Origin of the sequence: Tardiphaga sp. 20_F10_N6_6, assembly GCF_052076045.1 — a bacterium.
Classification (GTDB): domain Bacteria; phylum Pseudomonadota; class Alphaproteobacteria; order Rhizobiales; family Xanthobacteraceae; genus Tardiphaga; species Tardiphaga robiniae.
Genome location: NZ_CP197239.1, coordinates 1646078 through 1663518 on the forward strand (window position 1 = coordinate 1646078; position 17441 = coordinate 1663518).

The 17441-nt window shown below is 61.0% G+C and carries 9 protein-coding genes; 1 reads left to right on the plus strand and 8 read right to left on the minus strand.

The window, feature by feature from the left end:
- Positions 1–90: 90 nt before the first annotated feature.
- The 6 genes from AB7813_RS07940 to rplJ all read right to left on the minus strand — a co-directional run bounded on the left by AB7813_RS07940 (position 91) and on the right by rplJ (position 12792).
- Positions 91–2145: an FAD-dependent oxidoreductase gene (locus AB7813_RS07940; protein WP_175365589.1), complete on the minus strand. Its 2055-nt coding sequence runs from the start codon at positions 2143–2145 to the stop codon at positions 91–93.
- 267 nt (positions 2146–2412) lie between these two features.
- Entirely contained in the window at positions 2413–2874 is a 462-nt protein-coding gene (locus tag AB7813_RS07945; RefSeq protein WP_439083235.1) for a GNAT family N-acetyltransferase, read from the minus strand.
- Between the two features lie 95 nt (positions 2875–2969).
- On the minus strand, positions 2970–7169 hold the full coding sequence (rpoC, locus tag AB7813_RS07950) for a DNA-directed RNA polymerase subunit beta' (protein ID WP_093762211.1): 4200 nt from the start codon (positions 7167–7169) through the stop codon (positions 2970–2972).
- Between the two features lie 125 nt (positions 7170–7294).
- The gene (gene rpoB, locus AB7813_RS07955) at positions 7295–11410 is read right to left on the minus strand and encodes a DNA-directed RNA polymerase subunit beta (protein WP_120286934.1); all 4116 of its coding nucleotides are present in this window, start codon (positions 11408–11410) and stop codon (positions 7295–7297) included.
- A gap of 431 nt (positions 11411–11841) precedes the next feature.
- Positions 11842–12219, minus strand: coding sequence for a 50S ribosomal protein L7/L12 (gene rplL / locus AB7813_RS07960; RefSeq protein WP_089268274.1), 378 nt, complete (start codon positions 12217–12219; stop codon positions 11842–11844).
- A 54-nt stretch (positions 12220–12273) separates the two neighbouring features.
- The gene (gene rplJ, locus AB7813_RS07965; RefSeq protein WP_089268275.1) at positions 12274–12792 is read right to left on the minus strand and encodes a 50S ribosomal protein L10; all 519 of its coding nucleotides are present in this window, start codon (positions 12790–12792) and stop codon (positions 12274–12276) included.
- Between the two features lie 784 nt (positions 12793–13576).
- Between rplJ and AB7813_RS07970 the strand changes: the two genes are divergently transcribed.
- Entirely contained in the window at positions 13577–14578 is a 1002-nt protein-coding gene (locus AB7813_RS07970; protein WP_141137218.1) for a hypothetical protein, read from the plus strand.
- A gap of 58 nt (positions 14579–14636) precedes the next feature.
- On the opposite strand, the gene AB7813_RS07975 is transcribed toward AB7813_RS07970, so the two are convergent.
- Complete coding sequence (locus AB7813_RS07975; protein WP_068731517.1) at positions 14637–15278, minus strand: Isoquinoline 1-oxidoreductase subunit; 642 nt, start codon at positions 15276–15278, stop codon at positions 14637–14639.
- The gene (locus AB7813_RS07980; protein ID WP_439083233.1) at positions 15275–17440 is read right to left on the minus strand and encodes a molybdopterin cofactor-binding domain-containing protein; all 2166 of its coding nucleotides are present in this window, start codon (positions 17438–17440) and stop codon (positions 15275–15277) included. Before AB7813_RS07980 ends, AB7813_RS07975 begins: the two co-directional genes overlap by 4 nt.
- Between the last annotated feature and the right edge of the window lies 1 nt (position 17441).

Below are 17441 nucleotides of genomic sequence, written 5' to 3' on the forward strand. Positions count from 1 at the left end.
AGAATCAATGAAGCGGCCCGGACAGCCACGGCAATGATCCTATGCGATCAGAATGTCCTCGGCAAAGCAACCGAAGGCGGATGCCAAAGATCAATCCTCGGCATCGACCTTGTCGAAGAACGAGTAGCGCAGGCTGTCCGCGTCGGCATACCAGTGGCCCGGTCCCTTGCCGGCGGCCAGTGTGGCTTCCCACACCGCCTCGGTGCAGTCGCGGCGATGCATCGACAGGTCGAAGCCGTTGCCGAAGAACAGTTCCGACCATTCCCACCAGGTGCCGAGCTTCTTGACGCCGCGCAGCAGGTCATAGCGATCGATCACCGCCGGCGCCATGTCGGACGTGACCGAGCCGAACACGAGGCCGGTCTTCACGACGCGGTTGAGCTCCTGCACGGCCGTCACCACCTGCTTGTCGCTCACGTGACACAGGCTGGTCTCGAACACGAAATCGAACTGCCCGGCCTTGAAGGGCAGATCGGTGATCGAGCCGAGCTTGTTGAACTTCTGCAGCGCCTTTGGCGTCCTGGCGTGGATCGCCTTGTTGTTCTCGACACCCCAGGCGTCGATCCCCCTGGCACGCAACGCGCCGACCAGTTCGCCTGATGCCGAGCCGGCGACCAGCAGCTTGTAGCCCTTGGCGCGGCCCCAGACGATCTTGATGAGATTTGTCAGATAGGCCGGGTCGGTAAACTGGCTCCAGACCTCGCTGTAGGGACCGACGCCGCGATAATTCTGGAAATAGTCGCGATCGATCTTGTCGGAGATCGTCGTACCATTCTGACCCTGCGCGCGGCGCAGGCGCATCATCTCGGTGAGGATGATGTCGGTGGCCGCATCCGAGGAGTCGAGCAGACCGTTCAGCGTCGAGTCGAACAGATAGTCGCCGACCACAACGAGGCCCGGATGATCCTTCGGCTCCGGCCGGTGATTGGTCATGACGTCGCGCACCGGCATGCCGCCGGGGATCGCATTGACCGACGACAGCCAGCGATGGATCTTGCCTTCCAGCAGATGCTCGCGCGCATCGCCAAACGAGACCGGCAACGACTTCAGCGCGGCATCGATCAACTCATCGTCTGTGAGGTTGGCAAAGGCCAGCGCGTCGGAGCCTGGCACCAGCCAGTTCAGCACGCCGTGCTTGCCTACATCGTGGCGGGCGCCCTCGTTATAGACACAGCAGCCGCCAAAGGCTTCCGACATGAACCAGGCGCCGGGAATCTGCTCGCCCCAGAACGGCGTGTCGAACAGCAGCGAGATCCGGAGATAATGCGCCGGGCGGTCAAAGTAAGCGACGTGCTTGACCATCGACTTGCGCAGCTGCTCGCCGTCCCAGCGCATGGTCGCCAGCCATGAATGCGGCAGGCACATCACCACGAGATCGAAGTCGCGGGTGTCCGGCCCCTTGCCATTCATCATGTCGAGCTGATAGCGGCCCTGCTCGGTCTTGCCGACCTTGAGCACACGGTGATTGAGCCGGATGTCGGCATCGACTTCCGACTGCAGGCAGGAAATCAGCTGCTCGTTGCCGTTCTGGATCGAATAGAGGCCGATATAGCCATCGACATCCATCACGAAGTTCTTCAGCGCATTGAGGCCGTTGGTGTTGTGCGTCTCGGTCGCGATGTCGGAGCGCGCCATCACCTTCAGGAAGCGCTTGGCAATGGGATCGCTGACTTCCTTATCAAGCAGCTCCTCGGCATTTATCCATGCCCATGGGTGTTCGTTGTCGTGCGAACCGACGCCTTCGTAATATTCGATCGGCGACACCATGCTCGCGCACTTCTTGCGGAAGGCTTCAATGGCGGCTGCGGTCTTGGCGCCGTATTTCTTGCGCATGCCCGGCACGTCGTTGAGCAGCTCGCCGTCCAGCTGCACCTGCTCGGCATCCATCGGAATGGTCTGCAGGCCGAAATGCTGGATCAGCTCGCGCAGCGGATCCGGCCCGGTCATCGAGTAATCGTAGATTTCCGCAACGCCAGCTTCGTACATGGCTGGCGCTGTATCGAACTTGCGCGTGAGAATCTTGCCGCCGACGCGGTCGGACGCCTCGTAGATGGTGACACGACAGAGATCGCCGAGCTTCTTCTTGAGATACCAGGCGCTCATCAGGCCGCCTGGACCACCACCAACAATTGCTAGATCAAGCATAGGTTTCTTTCACGCGTCGTGTTTGCCGGCGGCAATATCCGGCAACGGTCGATGTAACGTATTCCCAGCCAAAGCGGAATCCGCTGACGCTGCAAGGCTGGCCCGTCGACCCCGTCGACTCGCGCTAACCCCCTCCAAGTGAAAACATTTTTCAGCTGAAGGAAAGATGAACAAAAGCATGTAGTGCGCCGCAACACACGTCAGACGCGAAAAAGGCCGGCTTTCGCCGGCCTTTTCCATGGCATTGATGTGATCTGCAGTGGCAGGTCAGTTGGTCGGCGACAAGACACGCTCCATGACGATGGTCCGCTCCTCACCGTGATAGGCCTCGCGAACGGCCGTGAAGCCCAGTCTCGCGTAAAAAGCCTCTGCGGTGACCGTCGCCGGAACCGTCAGAATCGCAAGCTGTCGTTCGCGGGCGACCCTCTCGATCCGCTGCACCAGCAAACGGCCGATGCCGCGCCCTTGCACGTCCGGCAAGACGAACATGGTCCGCAGGGTCTGCCCATCCAGGCTCGCCGTGCCGACAACACGATTGTCCATCTCGGCAACGAACACATCGCGCTGGTCGATCAATCGTTCGACAGCCGCCGAGCTGAAACTGAGTTCAACGCGCGCGATGATATCGGGCGTGTAATCCTTCGCATTGGTTTCGCGCAGCGCGCGGATGATGACGCGGCTGATACCTGCTGCATCGCCGGCTTGAGCCGGCCGAATATCGCATGTCATCTGACCGCTCTCCGTTACCAACCGAATGAACAGATCAAAACGAGAAAGGGCCAGCTTGCGCCGGCCCTTTCGTTTCTTAAGTCTGCCCGGTCCGATTACTCGGCCGACGGCAGCATCAGCGGTTCTTCTGCCGGAGCCGACGGCACGATCGCCGCCTGCTTCTCGCGCTCGTCGAGGATCATCTTGTCGCGCTTCATTGCGACTTCGCGGATCTTCGCCATCGAGGCGCCGGTACCGGCCGGGATCAGACGGCCGACAATGACGTTTTCCTTGAGGCCTTCGAGCGGGTCCACCTTGCCGTTGACGGCAGCTTCGGTGAGCACGCGCGTGGTCTCCTGGAACGACGCTGCCGAGAAGAACGAACGGGTCTGCAAGCTGGCCTTGGTGATGCCCAGCAGCACAGGGTTTCCGGTCGCGATCTTCTTGCCTTCTTCCTTCGCCTTCAGATTCAGCGCGTCGAACTCGATCTTGTCTATCTGCTCGCCCGAGATCATGTCGGTCTCGCCCTGATCGGTAATCTCGACCTTCTGCAGCATCTGACGGACAATCACTTCGATGTGCTTGTCGTTGATGAGCACGCCCTGCAACCGGTAAACTTCCTGGATTTCGTTGACCAGATAGGCAGCGAGTTCCTCGATGCCCTTGATCGCCAGAATGTCGTGCGGCGCCGGATTGCCTTCGACGATGTAATCGCCCTTTTCGACGATGTCGCCGTCCTGCAGATGGATCTGCTTGCCCTTCGGAATGAGGTACTCGCGGGTCTCCTCGTTCTTGTCGAGCGGCTCGATCGAGATGCGACGCTTGTTCTTGTAGTCGCGTCCAAAGCGGATGGTGCCGCCGATTTCCGCGATGATCGCCGCGTCCTTCGGCTTGCGCGCCTCGAACAGTTCGGCCACCCGCGGCAGACCGCCGGTGATGTCACGCGTCTTCGCGCTTTCCATCGAGACACGGGCAAGAATGTCACCCGAGGTCACCTTGGCATCGACGTCGACCGACAGAATGGCGTCGGGCGATAGCATGTAACGGGCGTCGCCGCCACGTGCGAGCTTGAGGACCTTGCCGTCCTTGCCCTTGATGACGATAGCCGGACGCAAGTCCGCACCGCCACGCGACGAACGCCAGTCGGTAACGACGCGCTTGGCGATACCGGTCGACTCGTCGAGCGTTTCCGTAATCGACTGGCCGTCGATCAGGTCCTCAAACCCGATCGTGCCGTCGACTTCGGTCAGCAGCGGACGGGAATACGGATCCCATTCCGCAATACGCTGGCCACGCTTGATCATGTCGCCGTTGGCGACGTGAACGCGAGCACCGTACTGGATACGGTACGTCGCACGCTCGGTGCCATCGGCGTCAGAGATGGCGATGACCATGTTGCGCACCATTGCAACCATGTGGCCTTCGCCGTTCTTGGCGATGTTCTCGTTCTTGATCGTGATCTTGCCGTCGAAGTTCGACTCGATCACCGACTGCTCGTTGAGCTGCGCCGCGCCGCCGATGTGGAACGTACGCATCGTCAGCTGCGTGCCGGGCTCGCCGATCGACTGCGCCGCGATGACGCCGACGGCCTCACCGTGGTTGACGGGCGTGCCGCGGGCCAGATCGCGGCCGTAGCAGGTGCCACAGATGCCGTTGACCAGTTCGCAAGTGAGAGCCGAACGGATCTTCACTTCCTGGATGCCGGCCTGCTGGAGAAGATCGACGTCCTTCTCTTCCATCAGCGTGTTGCGCTTGATCAGCACCTTGTTGGTCGCGGGATCGCGAATGTCTTCGCAGGCCGAACGACCGAGGATACGCGACGCCAGCGATGCGACCACCGAGCCGGAGTCGATGATGGCGCGCATCTTGATGCCGAGATTGGTGCCGCAATCGGTCTGCGTGATGATGCAGTCCTGCGCCACGTCGACGAGACGGCGGGTCAGATAGCCCGAGTTCGCGGTCTTCAACGCGGTGTCCGCGAGGCCCTTACGAGCGCCGTGGGTCGAGTTGAAGTATTCGAGAACCGACAGACCTTCCTTGAAGTTCGAGATGATCGGCGTTTCGATGATCTCGCCCGACGGCTTGGCCATCAGGCCGCGCATACCACCGAGCTGACGCATCTGGGCCGGCGAACCACGGGCACCGGAATGCGCCATCATGTAGATCGAGTTGATCTGGGCTTCTTCACCAGCCGCATTCCTCTTCACCGAGGAGATCTCTTTCATCATCTCCTTGGCGACTTCTTCACCCGCCTTCGACCAGGCGTCGACGACCTTGTTGTACTTCTCACCGTGGGTGATCAGACCGTCATTGTACTGCTGTTCGAAGTCCTTCGCGAACGCACGGGTGGCGTCGACGATCTTCCACTTCGAACCCGGCACGACCATGTCGTCCTTGCCGAACGAGATGCCCGCCTTGAACGCGTTGTAGAAGCCGAGCGCCATGATGCGATCGCAGAAGATCACGGTCTCTTTCTGACCGCAGTGACGGTAGACCTGATCGATGACGCCCGAGATTTCCTTCTTGGTCATCAGCTTGTTGATGACGTCAAAGGGCATCTTCGGCGACTTCGGCAGAACCTGACCGAGCATCGCACGACCGGCAGTGGTTTCCACCATGCGCGTGACCGGCTTGCCATCCGCATCGAGACCGGACCAGCTGTATTTGATCTTGGTGTGGAGGTGGATGACCTTTGCATGCAGCGCATGCTCGATCTCCGCCATCTCACGATACAGCTTGTTTTCGCCCGGGAGACCCGCACGCATGGTCGACAGGTAGTACAGACCCAGCACGATGTCCTGCGACGGCACGATGATCGGCTGACCGTTCGCCGGATGCAGGATGTTGTTGGTCGACATCATCAGGACGCGTGCTTCCAGCTGCGCTTCAAGCGACAGCGGAACGTGCACGGCCATCTGGTCGCCGTCGAAGTCGGCGTTGAAGGCCGAGCAGACCAGCGGATGCAGCTGGATCGCCTTGCCTTCGATGAGCACCGGCTCGAACGCCTGGATGCCCAGACGATGCAGCGTCGGCGCGCGGTTCAGCAGCACGGGATGTTCGCGAATGACCTCGTCGAGGATGTCCCAGACCTCGGGACGTTCTTTTTCAACGAGCTTCTTCGCCTGCTTCACCGTGGTGGACAGACCTTTGGCGTCGAGACGCGAATAGATGAACGGCTTGAACAGTTCGAGCGCCATCTTCTTCGGCAGGCCGCACTGATGCAGACGCAGTTCCGGACCGACGACGATGACCGAACGGCCCGAATAGTCGACGCGCTTGCCGAGCAGGTTCTGACGGAAACGACCCTGCTTGCCCTTCAGCATGTCAGCCAGCGACTTCAGCGGACGCTTGTTGGCGCCGGTGATGACACGGCCACGGCGGCCGTTATCGAACAGTGCGTCGACGGCCTCCTGCAGCATGCGCTTTTCGTTGCGGATGATGATGTCCGGCGCGCGGAGCTCCATCAGACGCTTCAAGCGGTTGTTACGGTTGATGACGCGGCGATACAGATCGTTCAGATCCGACGTCGCGAAGCGGCCGCCATCCAGCGGCACCAGCGGACGCAGATCCGGCGGGATCACCGGCACCACCGTGAGGATCATCCACTCCGGCTTGTTACCGGAATAGCGGAAGGCCTCGACGATCTTCAGGCGCTTGGCGAGCTTCTTGTGCTTGATGTCGGATTCGGTCTCCTTCATCTCGACGCGCAGCTGCTCGTCGAGCTTCTCGAGCTCCAGACCCTTCAACAGTTCACGGATCGCCTCGGCACCGATCATCGCGGTGAACGAGTCCTGGCCGTATTCGTCCTGCGCCTTCAGATATTCTTCTTCAGACAGCAGCTGACGGTCCTTGAGCGCGGTGAGACCCGGCTCGAGAACGACGTAGTATTCGAAATACAGGATGCGCTCGAGATCCTTGAGCGTCATGTCCAGCAACTGGCCGATGCGCGACGGCAGCGACTTCAGGAACCAGATGTGCGCAACCGGAGCGGCTAGTTCGATGTGGCCCATGCGCTCGCGTCTGACGCGCGACAGGGTCACTTCGACCGAGCACTTCTCGCAGATGATGCCCTTGTACTTCATGCGCTTGTACTTGCCGCACAAGCACTCGTAATCCTTGATGGGCCCGAAGATGCGGGCGCAGAACAGGCCGTCGCGCTCGGGCTTGAAGGTACGGTAATTGATGGTTTCCGGCTTCTTGATCTCGCCGTAGGACCACGACAGAATCTTCTCCGGGGACGCAATCGAGATCCGGATCTGGTCGAAGACCTGAGCCGGAGTCGTCGGATTGAAGAGATTCATAATTTCTTGGTTCATCGTCTTCTCCTCGCGTGCCGATCGCCATCAGCAGCAAATTCGAAATTCTTTAGAGCCACACACCCTGCCCCACGTCCCGGCTGGGTGCGGACGCCCGGCCATCAGGCCGGGCGTAACGCTTGTTCTTACTCGGCAGCTTCAGAGGTCGGCCCCGGCAGCTTGGAATTGTGCAGATCGACGTTGAGGCCGAGCGAGCGCATTTCCTTGACCAGCACGTTGAACGATTCCGGAATACCGGCCTCGAACGTGTCGTCGCCGCGCACGATCGCCTCGTAGACCTTGGTACGGCCCGCGACGTCGTCCGACTTCACCGTCAGCATTTCCTGGAGCGTGTACGCCGCGCCATAAGCCTCGAGCGCCCACACTTCCATTTCACCGAAGCGCTGACCGCCGAACTGCGCCTTACCACCCAGCGGCTGCTGCGTGACGAGCGAGTATGGACCGATCGAACGCGCGTGGATCTTGTCGTCCACGAGATGGTGAAGCTTGAGCATGTAGATGTAGCCCACAGTCACCTTGCGATCGAACTGGTCGCCGGTCCGGCCGTCATAGACGGTGGACTGACCGGACGCGTCGAAGCCAGCCATCTTCAACATCTCTTCGATGTCGGCTTCCTTCGCACCGTCGAACACCGGCGTCGCAATCGGCACGCCGGGCTTCAGGTTACGCGCCAGTTCAAGCAGCTCGGTGTCGTTCAGCGACTTGATGACTTCGTCTTCGCCGTAAACCTTCTTCAGGGTGTCGCGCAGCGGCTTCAGATCCTGCTTCTGGTAATAGGCGTCGATAGTCTGACCGATCTTCTTGCCCATGCCTGCGCAGGCCCAGCCAAGATGCGTCTCCAAGATCTGACCGACGTTCATGCGCGACGGCACGCCGAGCGGGTTCAGCACGATGTCCGCATGCGTACCGTCTTCAAGGAACGGCATGTCTTCGATCGGAACGATCTTCGACACCACGCCCTTGTTGCCGTGACGTCCGGCCATCTTGTCGCCGGGCTGAATCTTGCGCTTCACCGCGACGAAGACCTTGACCATCTTCATCACGCCTGGCGGCAGTTCGTCGCCACGCTGCAGCTTCTCGACCTTGTCGAGGAAGCGCTGTTCAAGGCCCTTCTTCGACTCGTCGTACTGCTTCCGCATCGCTTCGATTTCGGTCATCAGCTTGTCGTTCGCGGTGGCGAACATCCACCACTGCGACCGCGGATTTTCGTCGAGCACGGCGCGCGTGATCTTGCCGTCCTTCTTGAAGCCCTTCGGACCGGCGATGCCGACCTTGTTCTCCAGAAGATCAGCCAGACGGCCGTAGACGTTACGATCCAGGATGGCCTGTTCGTCGTCACGGTCCTTGGCAAGACGTTCGATTTCTTCTCGCTCGATCGCCAGAGCACGTTCGTCCTTGTCGACGCCGTGCCGGTTGAACACGCGGACTTCGACGATCGTGCCCTGCACGCCCGGAGGCACGCGGAGCGAGGTGTCGCGAACGTCCGACGCCTTCTCACCGAAGATGGCGCGCAGAAGCTTTTCTTCCGGCGTCATCGGGCTTTCGCCCTTCGGCGTGATCTTGCCGACCAGGATGTCGCCGGCGCGGACTTCAGCGCCGATATAGACGATGCCGGCTTCGTCGAGGTTCTTCAGCGCTTCTTCCGACACGTTCGGAATGTCGCGGGTGATTTCCTCAGGGCCGAGCTTGGTGTCGCGGGCCATGACTTCGAATTCCTCGATGTGGATCGAGGTGAAGACGTCTTCCTTCACGATCCGCTCCGAGAGGAGGATCGAGTCTTCGAAGTTGTAGCCATTCCACGGCATGAACGCGACGAGCACGTTACGGCCGAGTGCGAGTTCACCGAGATCGGTCGACGGACCGTCGGCAATGATGTCGCCCTTGCGAATGACGTCGCCAACCTTCACCAGCGGACGCTGGTTGATACAGGTCGACTGGTTCGAACGCTGGTACTTCATCAGACGATAGATATCGACGCCCGACTTGGTCGGATCGAGATCTTCGGTCGCGCGGATAACCACGCGGGTTGCGTCGATCTGGTCGATGACACCCGAACGGCGGGCAGCGATCGCAGCACCGGAGTCGCGGGCCACGACGGCTTCCATGCCGGTACCGACGAACGGCGCTTCGGCGCGCACCAGAGGCACGGCCTGACGCTGCATGTTCGAGCCCATCAGCGCGCGGTTGGCGTCGTCGTTCTCGAGGAACGGGATCAGCGCCGCAGCGACCGAAACGAGCTGCTTCGGCGACACGTCCATGTAGTCGACCTTGTCGGCCGGCAGCGGCAACACGTCGCCGGCATGACGGCAGATGATCATGTCTTCGGTGAACTTGCCCTTGGCGTCGAGCGACACGTTCGCCTGCGCGACCGAGTAGCGGCCCTCTTCCATCGCGCTGAGGTACACGACCTCATCGGTGACGCGACCGTCCTTGACCTTGCGGTAAGGGGTCTCGACGAAACCGTACTTGTTGACGCGCGCGAAGGTGGCGAGCGAGTTGATCAGACCGATGTTCGGGCCTTCCGGCGTCTCAATCGGACAGATACGGCCATAGTGGGTCGGATGCACGTCGCGGACTTCGAAGCCGGCGCGCTCGCGGGTCAGACCACCGGGGCCAAGCGCCGAAAGACGACGCTTGTGGGTGATTTCCGAGAGCGGGTTGGTCTGGTCCATGAACTGCGACAGCTGCGACGAACCGAAGAACTCGCGCACCGCGGCAGCCGCAGGCTTCGCGTTGATCAGGTCCTGCGGCATCACGGTGTCGATGTCGACGGACGACATACGTTCCTTGATGGCGCGCTCCATGCGCAGCAGGCCGACGCGATACTGATTTTCCATCAGCTCGCCGACCGAACGCACACGGCGGTTGCCGAGATGGTCGATGTCGTCGATTTCGCCCTTGCCGTCGCGCAGATCCACCAGCGTCTTGATGACGGCGAGGATGTCTTCCTTGCGCAGCGTGCGATGAGTGTCCGGCGCGTCGAGTTCGAGGCGCATGTTCATCTTCACGCGGCCCACGGCCGAGAGGTCGTAGCGCTCCGAGTCGAAGAACAGCGACTGGAACATGTTCTGCGCGGATTCGAGCGTCGGCGGCTCGCCCGGACGCATCACGCGATAGATGTCGAACAGCGCGTCTTCACGCGTCAGGTTCTTGTCTGCCGAGAGCGTGTTGCGGATATAGGCACCGATATTGACATGGTCGATGTCGAGCAGCGGGAGTTCCTTGTAGCCCTCCTCGTTCAGCGCCTTCAGCGACTTCTCGGTGATTTCCTCGCCGGCTTCGGCGTAGATTTCACCGGTCTTCACGTTGACGAGGTCCTCGGCGAGATAGTTGCCGACCAACTCTTCGTCGGTCAGACGCAGCGCCTTGAGGCCCTTCTCGGCGAGCTGACGGGCAGCGCGCACGGTGAGCTTCTTGCCGGCTTCGAGCACGACCTTGCCGGTGTCGGCATCGATCAGGTCGTTGACGGTGGAGTAGCCGCGGAAACGGGTGGCGTCGAACGGAACGCGCCAGCCTTCCTTGATCTTCTTGAACTGGATCTTCTTGTAGAACGTCGAGAGGATTTCCTCGCCATCCAGACCCAGCGCGAACATCAGCGACGTCACCGGAATCTTGCGGCGACGGTCGATACGCGCGAACACGATGTCCTTGGCGTCGAACTCGATGTCGAGCCAGGAGCCGCGATACGGGATCACGCGGGCAGCGAACAGCAGCTTGCCCGACGAATGGGTCTTGCCCTTGTCGTGGTCGAAGAACACGCCCGGCGAACGATGCATCTGCGAGACGATGACGCGCTCGGTGCCGTTGACGACGAAGGTGCCGTTCATGGTCATGAGCGGGATATCGCCCATGTAGACGTCCTGCTCCTTGATGTCCTTGACGGACTTGGCGCCGGTTTCTTCATCGATATCGAACACGATCAGGCGCAGCGTCACCTTCAGCGGCGCAGCATAGGTCATGCCGCGCTGGCGGCACTCATCGACGTCATATTTCGGCGGCTCGAATTCGTAGCGCACGAATTCCAGCATCGAGGTGCCCGAGAAATCCGAGATCGGAAACACCGAACGGAAAACAGCCTGCAGACCTTCGTCGAGGCGACCGCCGGTCGGCTCATCGACCATCAGGAACTGGTCGTAGGACGCCTTCTGAACCTCGATGAGGTTCGGCATCTCTGCGACTTCTTTAATATGACCGAAGAACTTGCGAACGCGCTTGCGACCTGTGAACGTCTGCTGACCCATCGTGGCCTCTCATTGCGTCGCCCGAAAGGGGCGAACCTTCCAGAGCGCGACTGCCATCGCCTCCGGGTTGAATTTCCAAGAACGTTCCGAATTCGACACCCAATGTGAGGAACAAAATCCCTCTCCCGAGCATTTGAATCGCAGAACGCAAAACGACGTGCGCGATGCCCGACTGCATCTCGCCCGTCCAAACCGCCTAGCTACGGACCGAAAAGCCCGAAAATTGCCCATCTCCCAACGGCTTAACCGGAAACGTCGCCGTTTCCGCTGTCAGACCGTGTTTTTCGTGCTGCCGTCCCGATATGGGATGGCAATCATGGAGATTCGAGGGTGGTTCCCAGCGCATCCCCACACATTCCTGTGTAGTCCATCGGGTTCCGGCCCAGAGGGCGACCAAATGGCCGCCCTCCAGATGGAACCCATAAAGGGCCTTACTTGAGTTCGACCTTCGCGCCAGCCTTCTCGAGCTGACCCTTGATCTTCTCGGCTTCGTCCTTGGCAACGCCTTCCTTGACGGGCTTCGGAGCGCCTTCGACCAGGTCCTTGGCTTCCTTGAGGCCAAGACCCGTGATCGCACGGACTTCCTTGATGACTTCGATCTTCTTGTCGCCGGCCGAAGCCAGAACGACAGTGAACTCGGTCTTTTCTTCAGCAGCAGCAGCACCGCCGCCACCAGCAGCCGGACCAGCAACTGCAACAGCAGCAGCAGCCGAAACGCCCCACTTTTCTTCGAGCATCTTGGCGAGGTCGGCAGCTTCGAGCACGGTCAGGCTCGAGAGATCGTCAACGATTTTCTGTAGGTCAGCCATTGTCTATTTCCTTAAGCGTATTTGGTTCGAACCAGGGTTTGAATGCGAAGGGCGTCAGGCCGCTTCGCTCTTTGAGGCATAGGCCTGAACAACACGCGCGAGCTTCGCCGCGGGAGCTGTCGAGAGCTGAGCGATCTTGGTCGCCGGCGCCACAAGGAGGCCGAGGATCTTCGCGCGCAGTTCGTCGAGCGAGGGCAGCGCGGCCAAGGCCTTGACGCTGTCGACGTTCAGGACGGTTTTACCCATCGAGCCGCCAAGGATGACGAACTTCTCGTTCGCCTTGGCAAATTCGACGGCAACCTTCGGTGCAGCTACCGGATCGTCCGAAGTGGCGATCACAGTCGGGCCCTTCAACAGGGAACCGATGGCAGCAACATCCGTGCCTTCAAGAGCAATTTTGGCGAGACGGTTCTTCGAGACCTTCACCGAGGCGCCAGCCAGCTTCATCTGCGAACGCAGATTCTGCATCTGAGCAACGGTGAGGCCGGAATAATGGGCGACGACCGCAACGCTGGTGGTCTTGAAGACCCCGTTCAGCGCGTCGACCGCGTCCTTTTTAGCCGCTCTTTCCACAGCAAGCTCTCTCCGGTTGGCGGCCTCTATCGAGATAGGACCGCCGGGTTACACCCACCGTCCCACCTGAACCTGACCTCAAGACCCATGCTCGTTAAAACACATGGCCTAAAGACACGTCGGGCGAGACGATATGATAGCCTGCCCTCCCGAACCGTCCTGGCGAACCAGTATTGGCGCGGGGTGTCGAGGTTCGAACCAAATACGCGTCATGTCGCACAAAACGACATTGGCGAAATCCAGTCTTCACCCGTCTATGCTGGCTGCATCAAGTTTTACGATTAAGCCGTTGATGAAACTTGCGTTTATCTAAGGCGCCAGCAGTCTCGGACAGGATTCAGGATCATCGATAAGCCATCATCCGGCCTATTGGTGACCCCTGCCCGCCTTCCTCAAATCCGCGTCGCGCGTCCCATCCCCGTCGAGCGATCCGTATGGACGGCCTGAAAGGAAAAGTCTCCTGCGATGTGGGTTGTCGGAGTGCGAACACAGACGCGCCAGCTACCAGCCAGCACGCCCGGAAACGGTTGTTTAACGAGTCTTTTTCGTGTTGCCAAGCGCGAAATGCCGATGTGGCATCTTTTCTGCAGGGGGCCGTGATCGCCCCCCAGCCCCGCGCGCTGCATCCGGACAATTCTACACATTTTGGTAAGCCGCTGTCAGTCATCGCGTTGACCGAGCAGTAATCCCGCAATCGGATTAACTCGCGCGCAACCCGTGCTTGCCACCCTGTCCGAAAACAAGTGGCTGCGACCCTCTGCCGTCGCGCCTCATGGAGCGTCAGATGTCCGTTGTTCGCAGTTCCACCCGCGCATTTATGGCGGTAGTTGTTTTCCTTGGGCTGTTCCACGGCGTCATCCTGGTTCTCGGGCTCGCCACATTCCTTGCGGACCAGATGGAGCCGCCCTCCCCCGACCGGGCATTCCAAATATTCGTGTTGCAGGTCGGCACCGACGCAGCACTCATGGTGGCCGGCCACTGGTTGATGCGCTCGCTGCGCTACAGCACCCGCGCCGCATATGGATTGATGGGTGGTGCAGCAGCGGCTCTCGGCTACGGCATCGCGCTGTCGAACAACCTGCTGATCATGCCCCCGCTGGACGGCACGCGCCTGACCGCATCAGTGCTGCCAATTCTGGTCGGCATGGTCGCCGGTGTCATGTACGTGAAACTCGCTGGACGCGAGATGCGGGCCGTGCCGGCGGGTGAAACACCCGACGCGGCGACGGAAGCTCCCGCAACGCCGGCCGTCACTTTCGACGGCCCGGTCCAGGTCCGCACCTCACTCACCGCTGTCGCGATCGCGGCGGCTGTGCCTGCTGCGATTGTCGCCGTGGTCACCATCCCCTTCGTCACGTCGATATTCGGCCACTTCAGCGCCGACGGGAGTCACAGCTTCAACTGGAGCAAGCAGGTCAACGAAATGGCGTTCCCCGCCTATTTCTTCATGCTGACTTTGATGACGACGTCCTTGCCGTCTGCGATCGTCATCGCCATCACCCATGCCATAGCCCGCAGCACGCGACGCACCAGAGGCATTGACTATTCCGGGATTGGCGCAGCCGTCGCGGGTGCAGGCGCCGTGCTGGCGAGCCCATTCATCTCGCTCTGGCTGACCATCCCGATCACCGCCGTCGCCGGAGTGATGATGGGACTGGTCTATCGCTGGTTCGCCGGCATTGAGCCACTGTCGCTGCCGGAAGTTGTTCTAGCGACGGACCGCGCGACGCTGGTCGGTGCAGATGACCCATCACGTCGAACGCGCGCCGTGATCATGAATGGCTGAAGCGCAAACGCCGTGACGCGCCCGCGCTTCAGTTAGACGTTCATGCCAAGCGGAGCTGTCACCCCTTCGGGCAGGCCGCTCCGGCATCGGCCCAGGCCTTGATCAGTTCACCGAACTGCTTCTGGGTACCCGGCGCCGGGGTCCGGTTGCCACCGGGATGCCAGCCCCAGCCGACTAGTTCGTCTTCGGCCATGTGCTTCACAAGTGCGGCCATGTCCTTGCCGCCATTGCGCTCCTTGTCCTTGATCTGGGTGCAGATCTGGCCAAGCGTCTTGCCCTGCCAGGCCATCTCGATGGGCGCCAGCGCCCACTTCGGATTGCCGGGGACGTTGGCGGCATCGAAGTTGTTCTCGTGGTGACAGGTGGCACAAGCGAGACCACCGGCCGCGCCGACACCGCCCTCGCCGCGCACGACCAGCGGGATATGCGGCCGCATGCGGTCGGTCTGGGTCGGGCGTTCGGTGGCCGGATGGCAGTTCATGCAGCGCGGCGACTGGATGACCTTGCCGGCCTCCGTAAACAGCGCCACCGCACGCTCGTTCTTGTTCTTGATCTTGGCGAAGGCCGAGACCGACTGCAGCTTGGTCGGATTGCTGACCGCTGCATCGGCCTCCTGGAAGCTCGGCTCCGCGAATGCGAGGAGACCCGCCGCGAGACCGCCGGCGACCAGCGCCAACATCGAGTTCTTAAACAAGCTCATGCTGAGGCTCCTGGTACGATCGGCAACTGCCGCGGTCTTCCCACTCCGAGTTTCGCCAGCGCGTTGGCAACGGCAGGCCCGAGCGGAGGCACGCCCGGTTCGCCGACGCCCGATGGCTTCTCGGTCGATTTCACGATGACCACTTCGATCTCCGGCATCTCGTTGATGCGCAGCGAACGATAGGTGTCGAAATTGCCTGACACCGGCGCGCCGGCATCCAGCGTCTGTTCCGCATAGAGGATGTGACCGAGGCCGAAGCCGATGCCACCTTCCATCTGCGCGCGGATGATGTCGGGGTTCACGGCGACGCCGCAATCCACCGCGCACCACACCTTGTGCACCTTCGGACCATCGTCGGTCATGGACAGTTCGACGACCTGCGCGACGAAGGTGTTGAAGCTCTCGACCACCGCAACGCCGCGCGCGCGGCCTGCCGGCACCTTGTAGTTCTTCCAGTCGGCGAGTTCGGCGACGGCCTTGAGCGCGCCCGCATGGCGCGGCTTCTTGCTCAGCAACTCGAGCCGGCCTTCGATCGGATCCTTGCCGGCGGCCTCGAGCAGTTCATCGACAAAGGCTTCGACAACATAACCGGTGTGGGTGTGGCCCACCGAGCGCCACCACAACACGGGCACGCCGACATCAACCTGATGCATGTCGCAGCGGAAGTTCTCGACGTCGTACGGGATTTCGTTCGAGCCTTCATAGGACGTCGGGTCCAGGCCGTCCTTGAACATCATGGACTCGAAGAAGGAGCCCTTCATGATCGACTGCGAGACAATGGTGTCGCTCCACGCCTCGATCTTGCCGTCGCGCACCGCACCGCGCATGCGGTGGATGCAATACGGCCGATAATAGCCACCGCGCATATCGTCCTCGCGCGTCCACACCAGCTTGACCGGCTTGCCCGGTCCGATCGCTTTCGCGACTTCGGCGAGCTCGATGGCCTGATGCGTGCTCTGCTGGGCGCGGCGGCCGAAGCTGCCGCCGGCCAGAAGAACGTCGATCTTCACCTTCTCGATCGGCAGCCCGAGCACCTTGGAGATCGCCATATGGTCCGGCGTCGGAAACTGGCAGCCATAGCGCGCATAGGCGGTGTCGCCGTCCCATTTCAGATAGGCGTTGAGCGGTTCCATCGCGGCATGGGCCAGATACGGGAAGACGTATTCAACCTCGATCACGCGGCCACCTTTGGCCATAGACTCTTCGAACTTGCCCTCGGCCTTGACGAGTTTGCCGGCCGTCTTCGACAGCCCACGGAATTGCTGCAGCAGTTCGGCACTGCCACGCTTCTCCGCCTTGCTGTCGTCCCAGGTGATCTTCAGCGCGTCGCGGCCCATCTTCGCGGGCCAGAAACCCTTGGCATAGACAGCGACGCCGTTCGACACCTGTTTGACGTCGACGACACCAGCCACGGCTTTCGCAGCCGTCGCATCGAAGGATGCGACCTTGCCGCCGAATTTCGGCGAACGCGCCACGACCACCGTGAGCATGTCCGGTTCGTTGATATCGAGCGTGTAGAAGGCCTTGCCATTGGTCTTGTCGGCGCTGTCGAGGCGTTTCACGACGCCTTCCTTGCCGATCAACCTGAACTGCGACGGGTCCTTCAGCTTCGGATCAGCCGGCACCGGCATGGCCATCGCCTTGTCGGCGAACTCGCCGAAGCGACCTTCATGGCCTGACGCATGCTTGATCACACCGTTATCGACGGTGATCTCGCCTGCCGGCACCTGCCACGCATCGGCAGCAGCCGCGACCAGCATCTGGCGCGCGGCGGCGCCGACCTGTCGCATCTGGATGTAGGAATTGGCGATGGCCGTCGAGCCACCGGTGCCCTGCATGCCGAACGCCAGATTCTTGTAGAGCTGCGGATTCGACGGTGCATGATCGGCGCGCATCTGCGCCCAGTCTGCGTCGAGTTCTTCGGCAACCAAAGTCGCCATGCCGGTGAACGGCCCCTGCCCGAATTCGATGCCCTTGCACAGCACCGTGACGGTGCTGTCGGGCTTGATGATCAGGAAGGTGTTCGGCGCGATATTGACTGACGGCTTTGCCGCCGCCTGCGCGAACAACTTGTCGGCACGGGCAACGTAAGCGCCGAGCACGAGGCCAGCGCTGCCCTTGAGCAGCGTACGACGGGAGAGTTTGGTGTCATGAACGGTCATG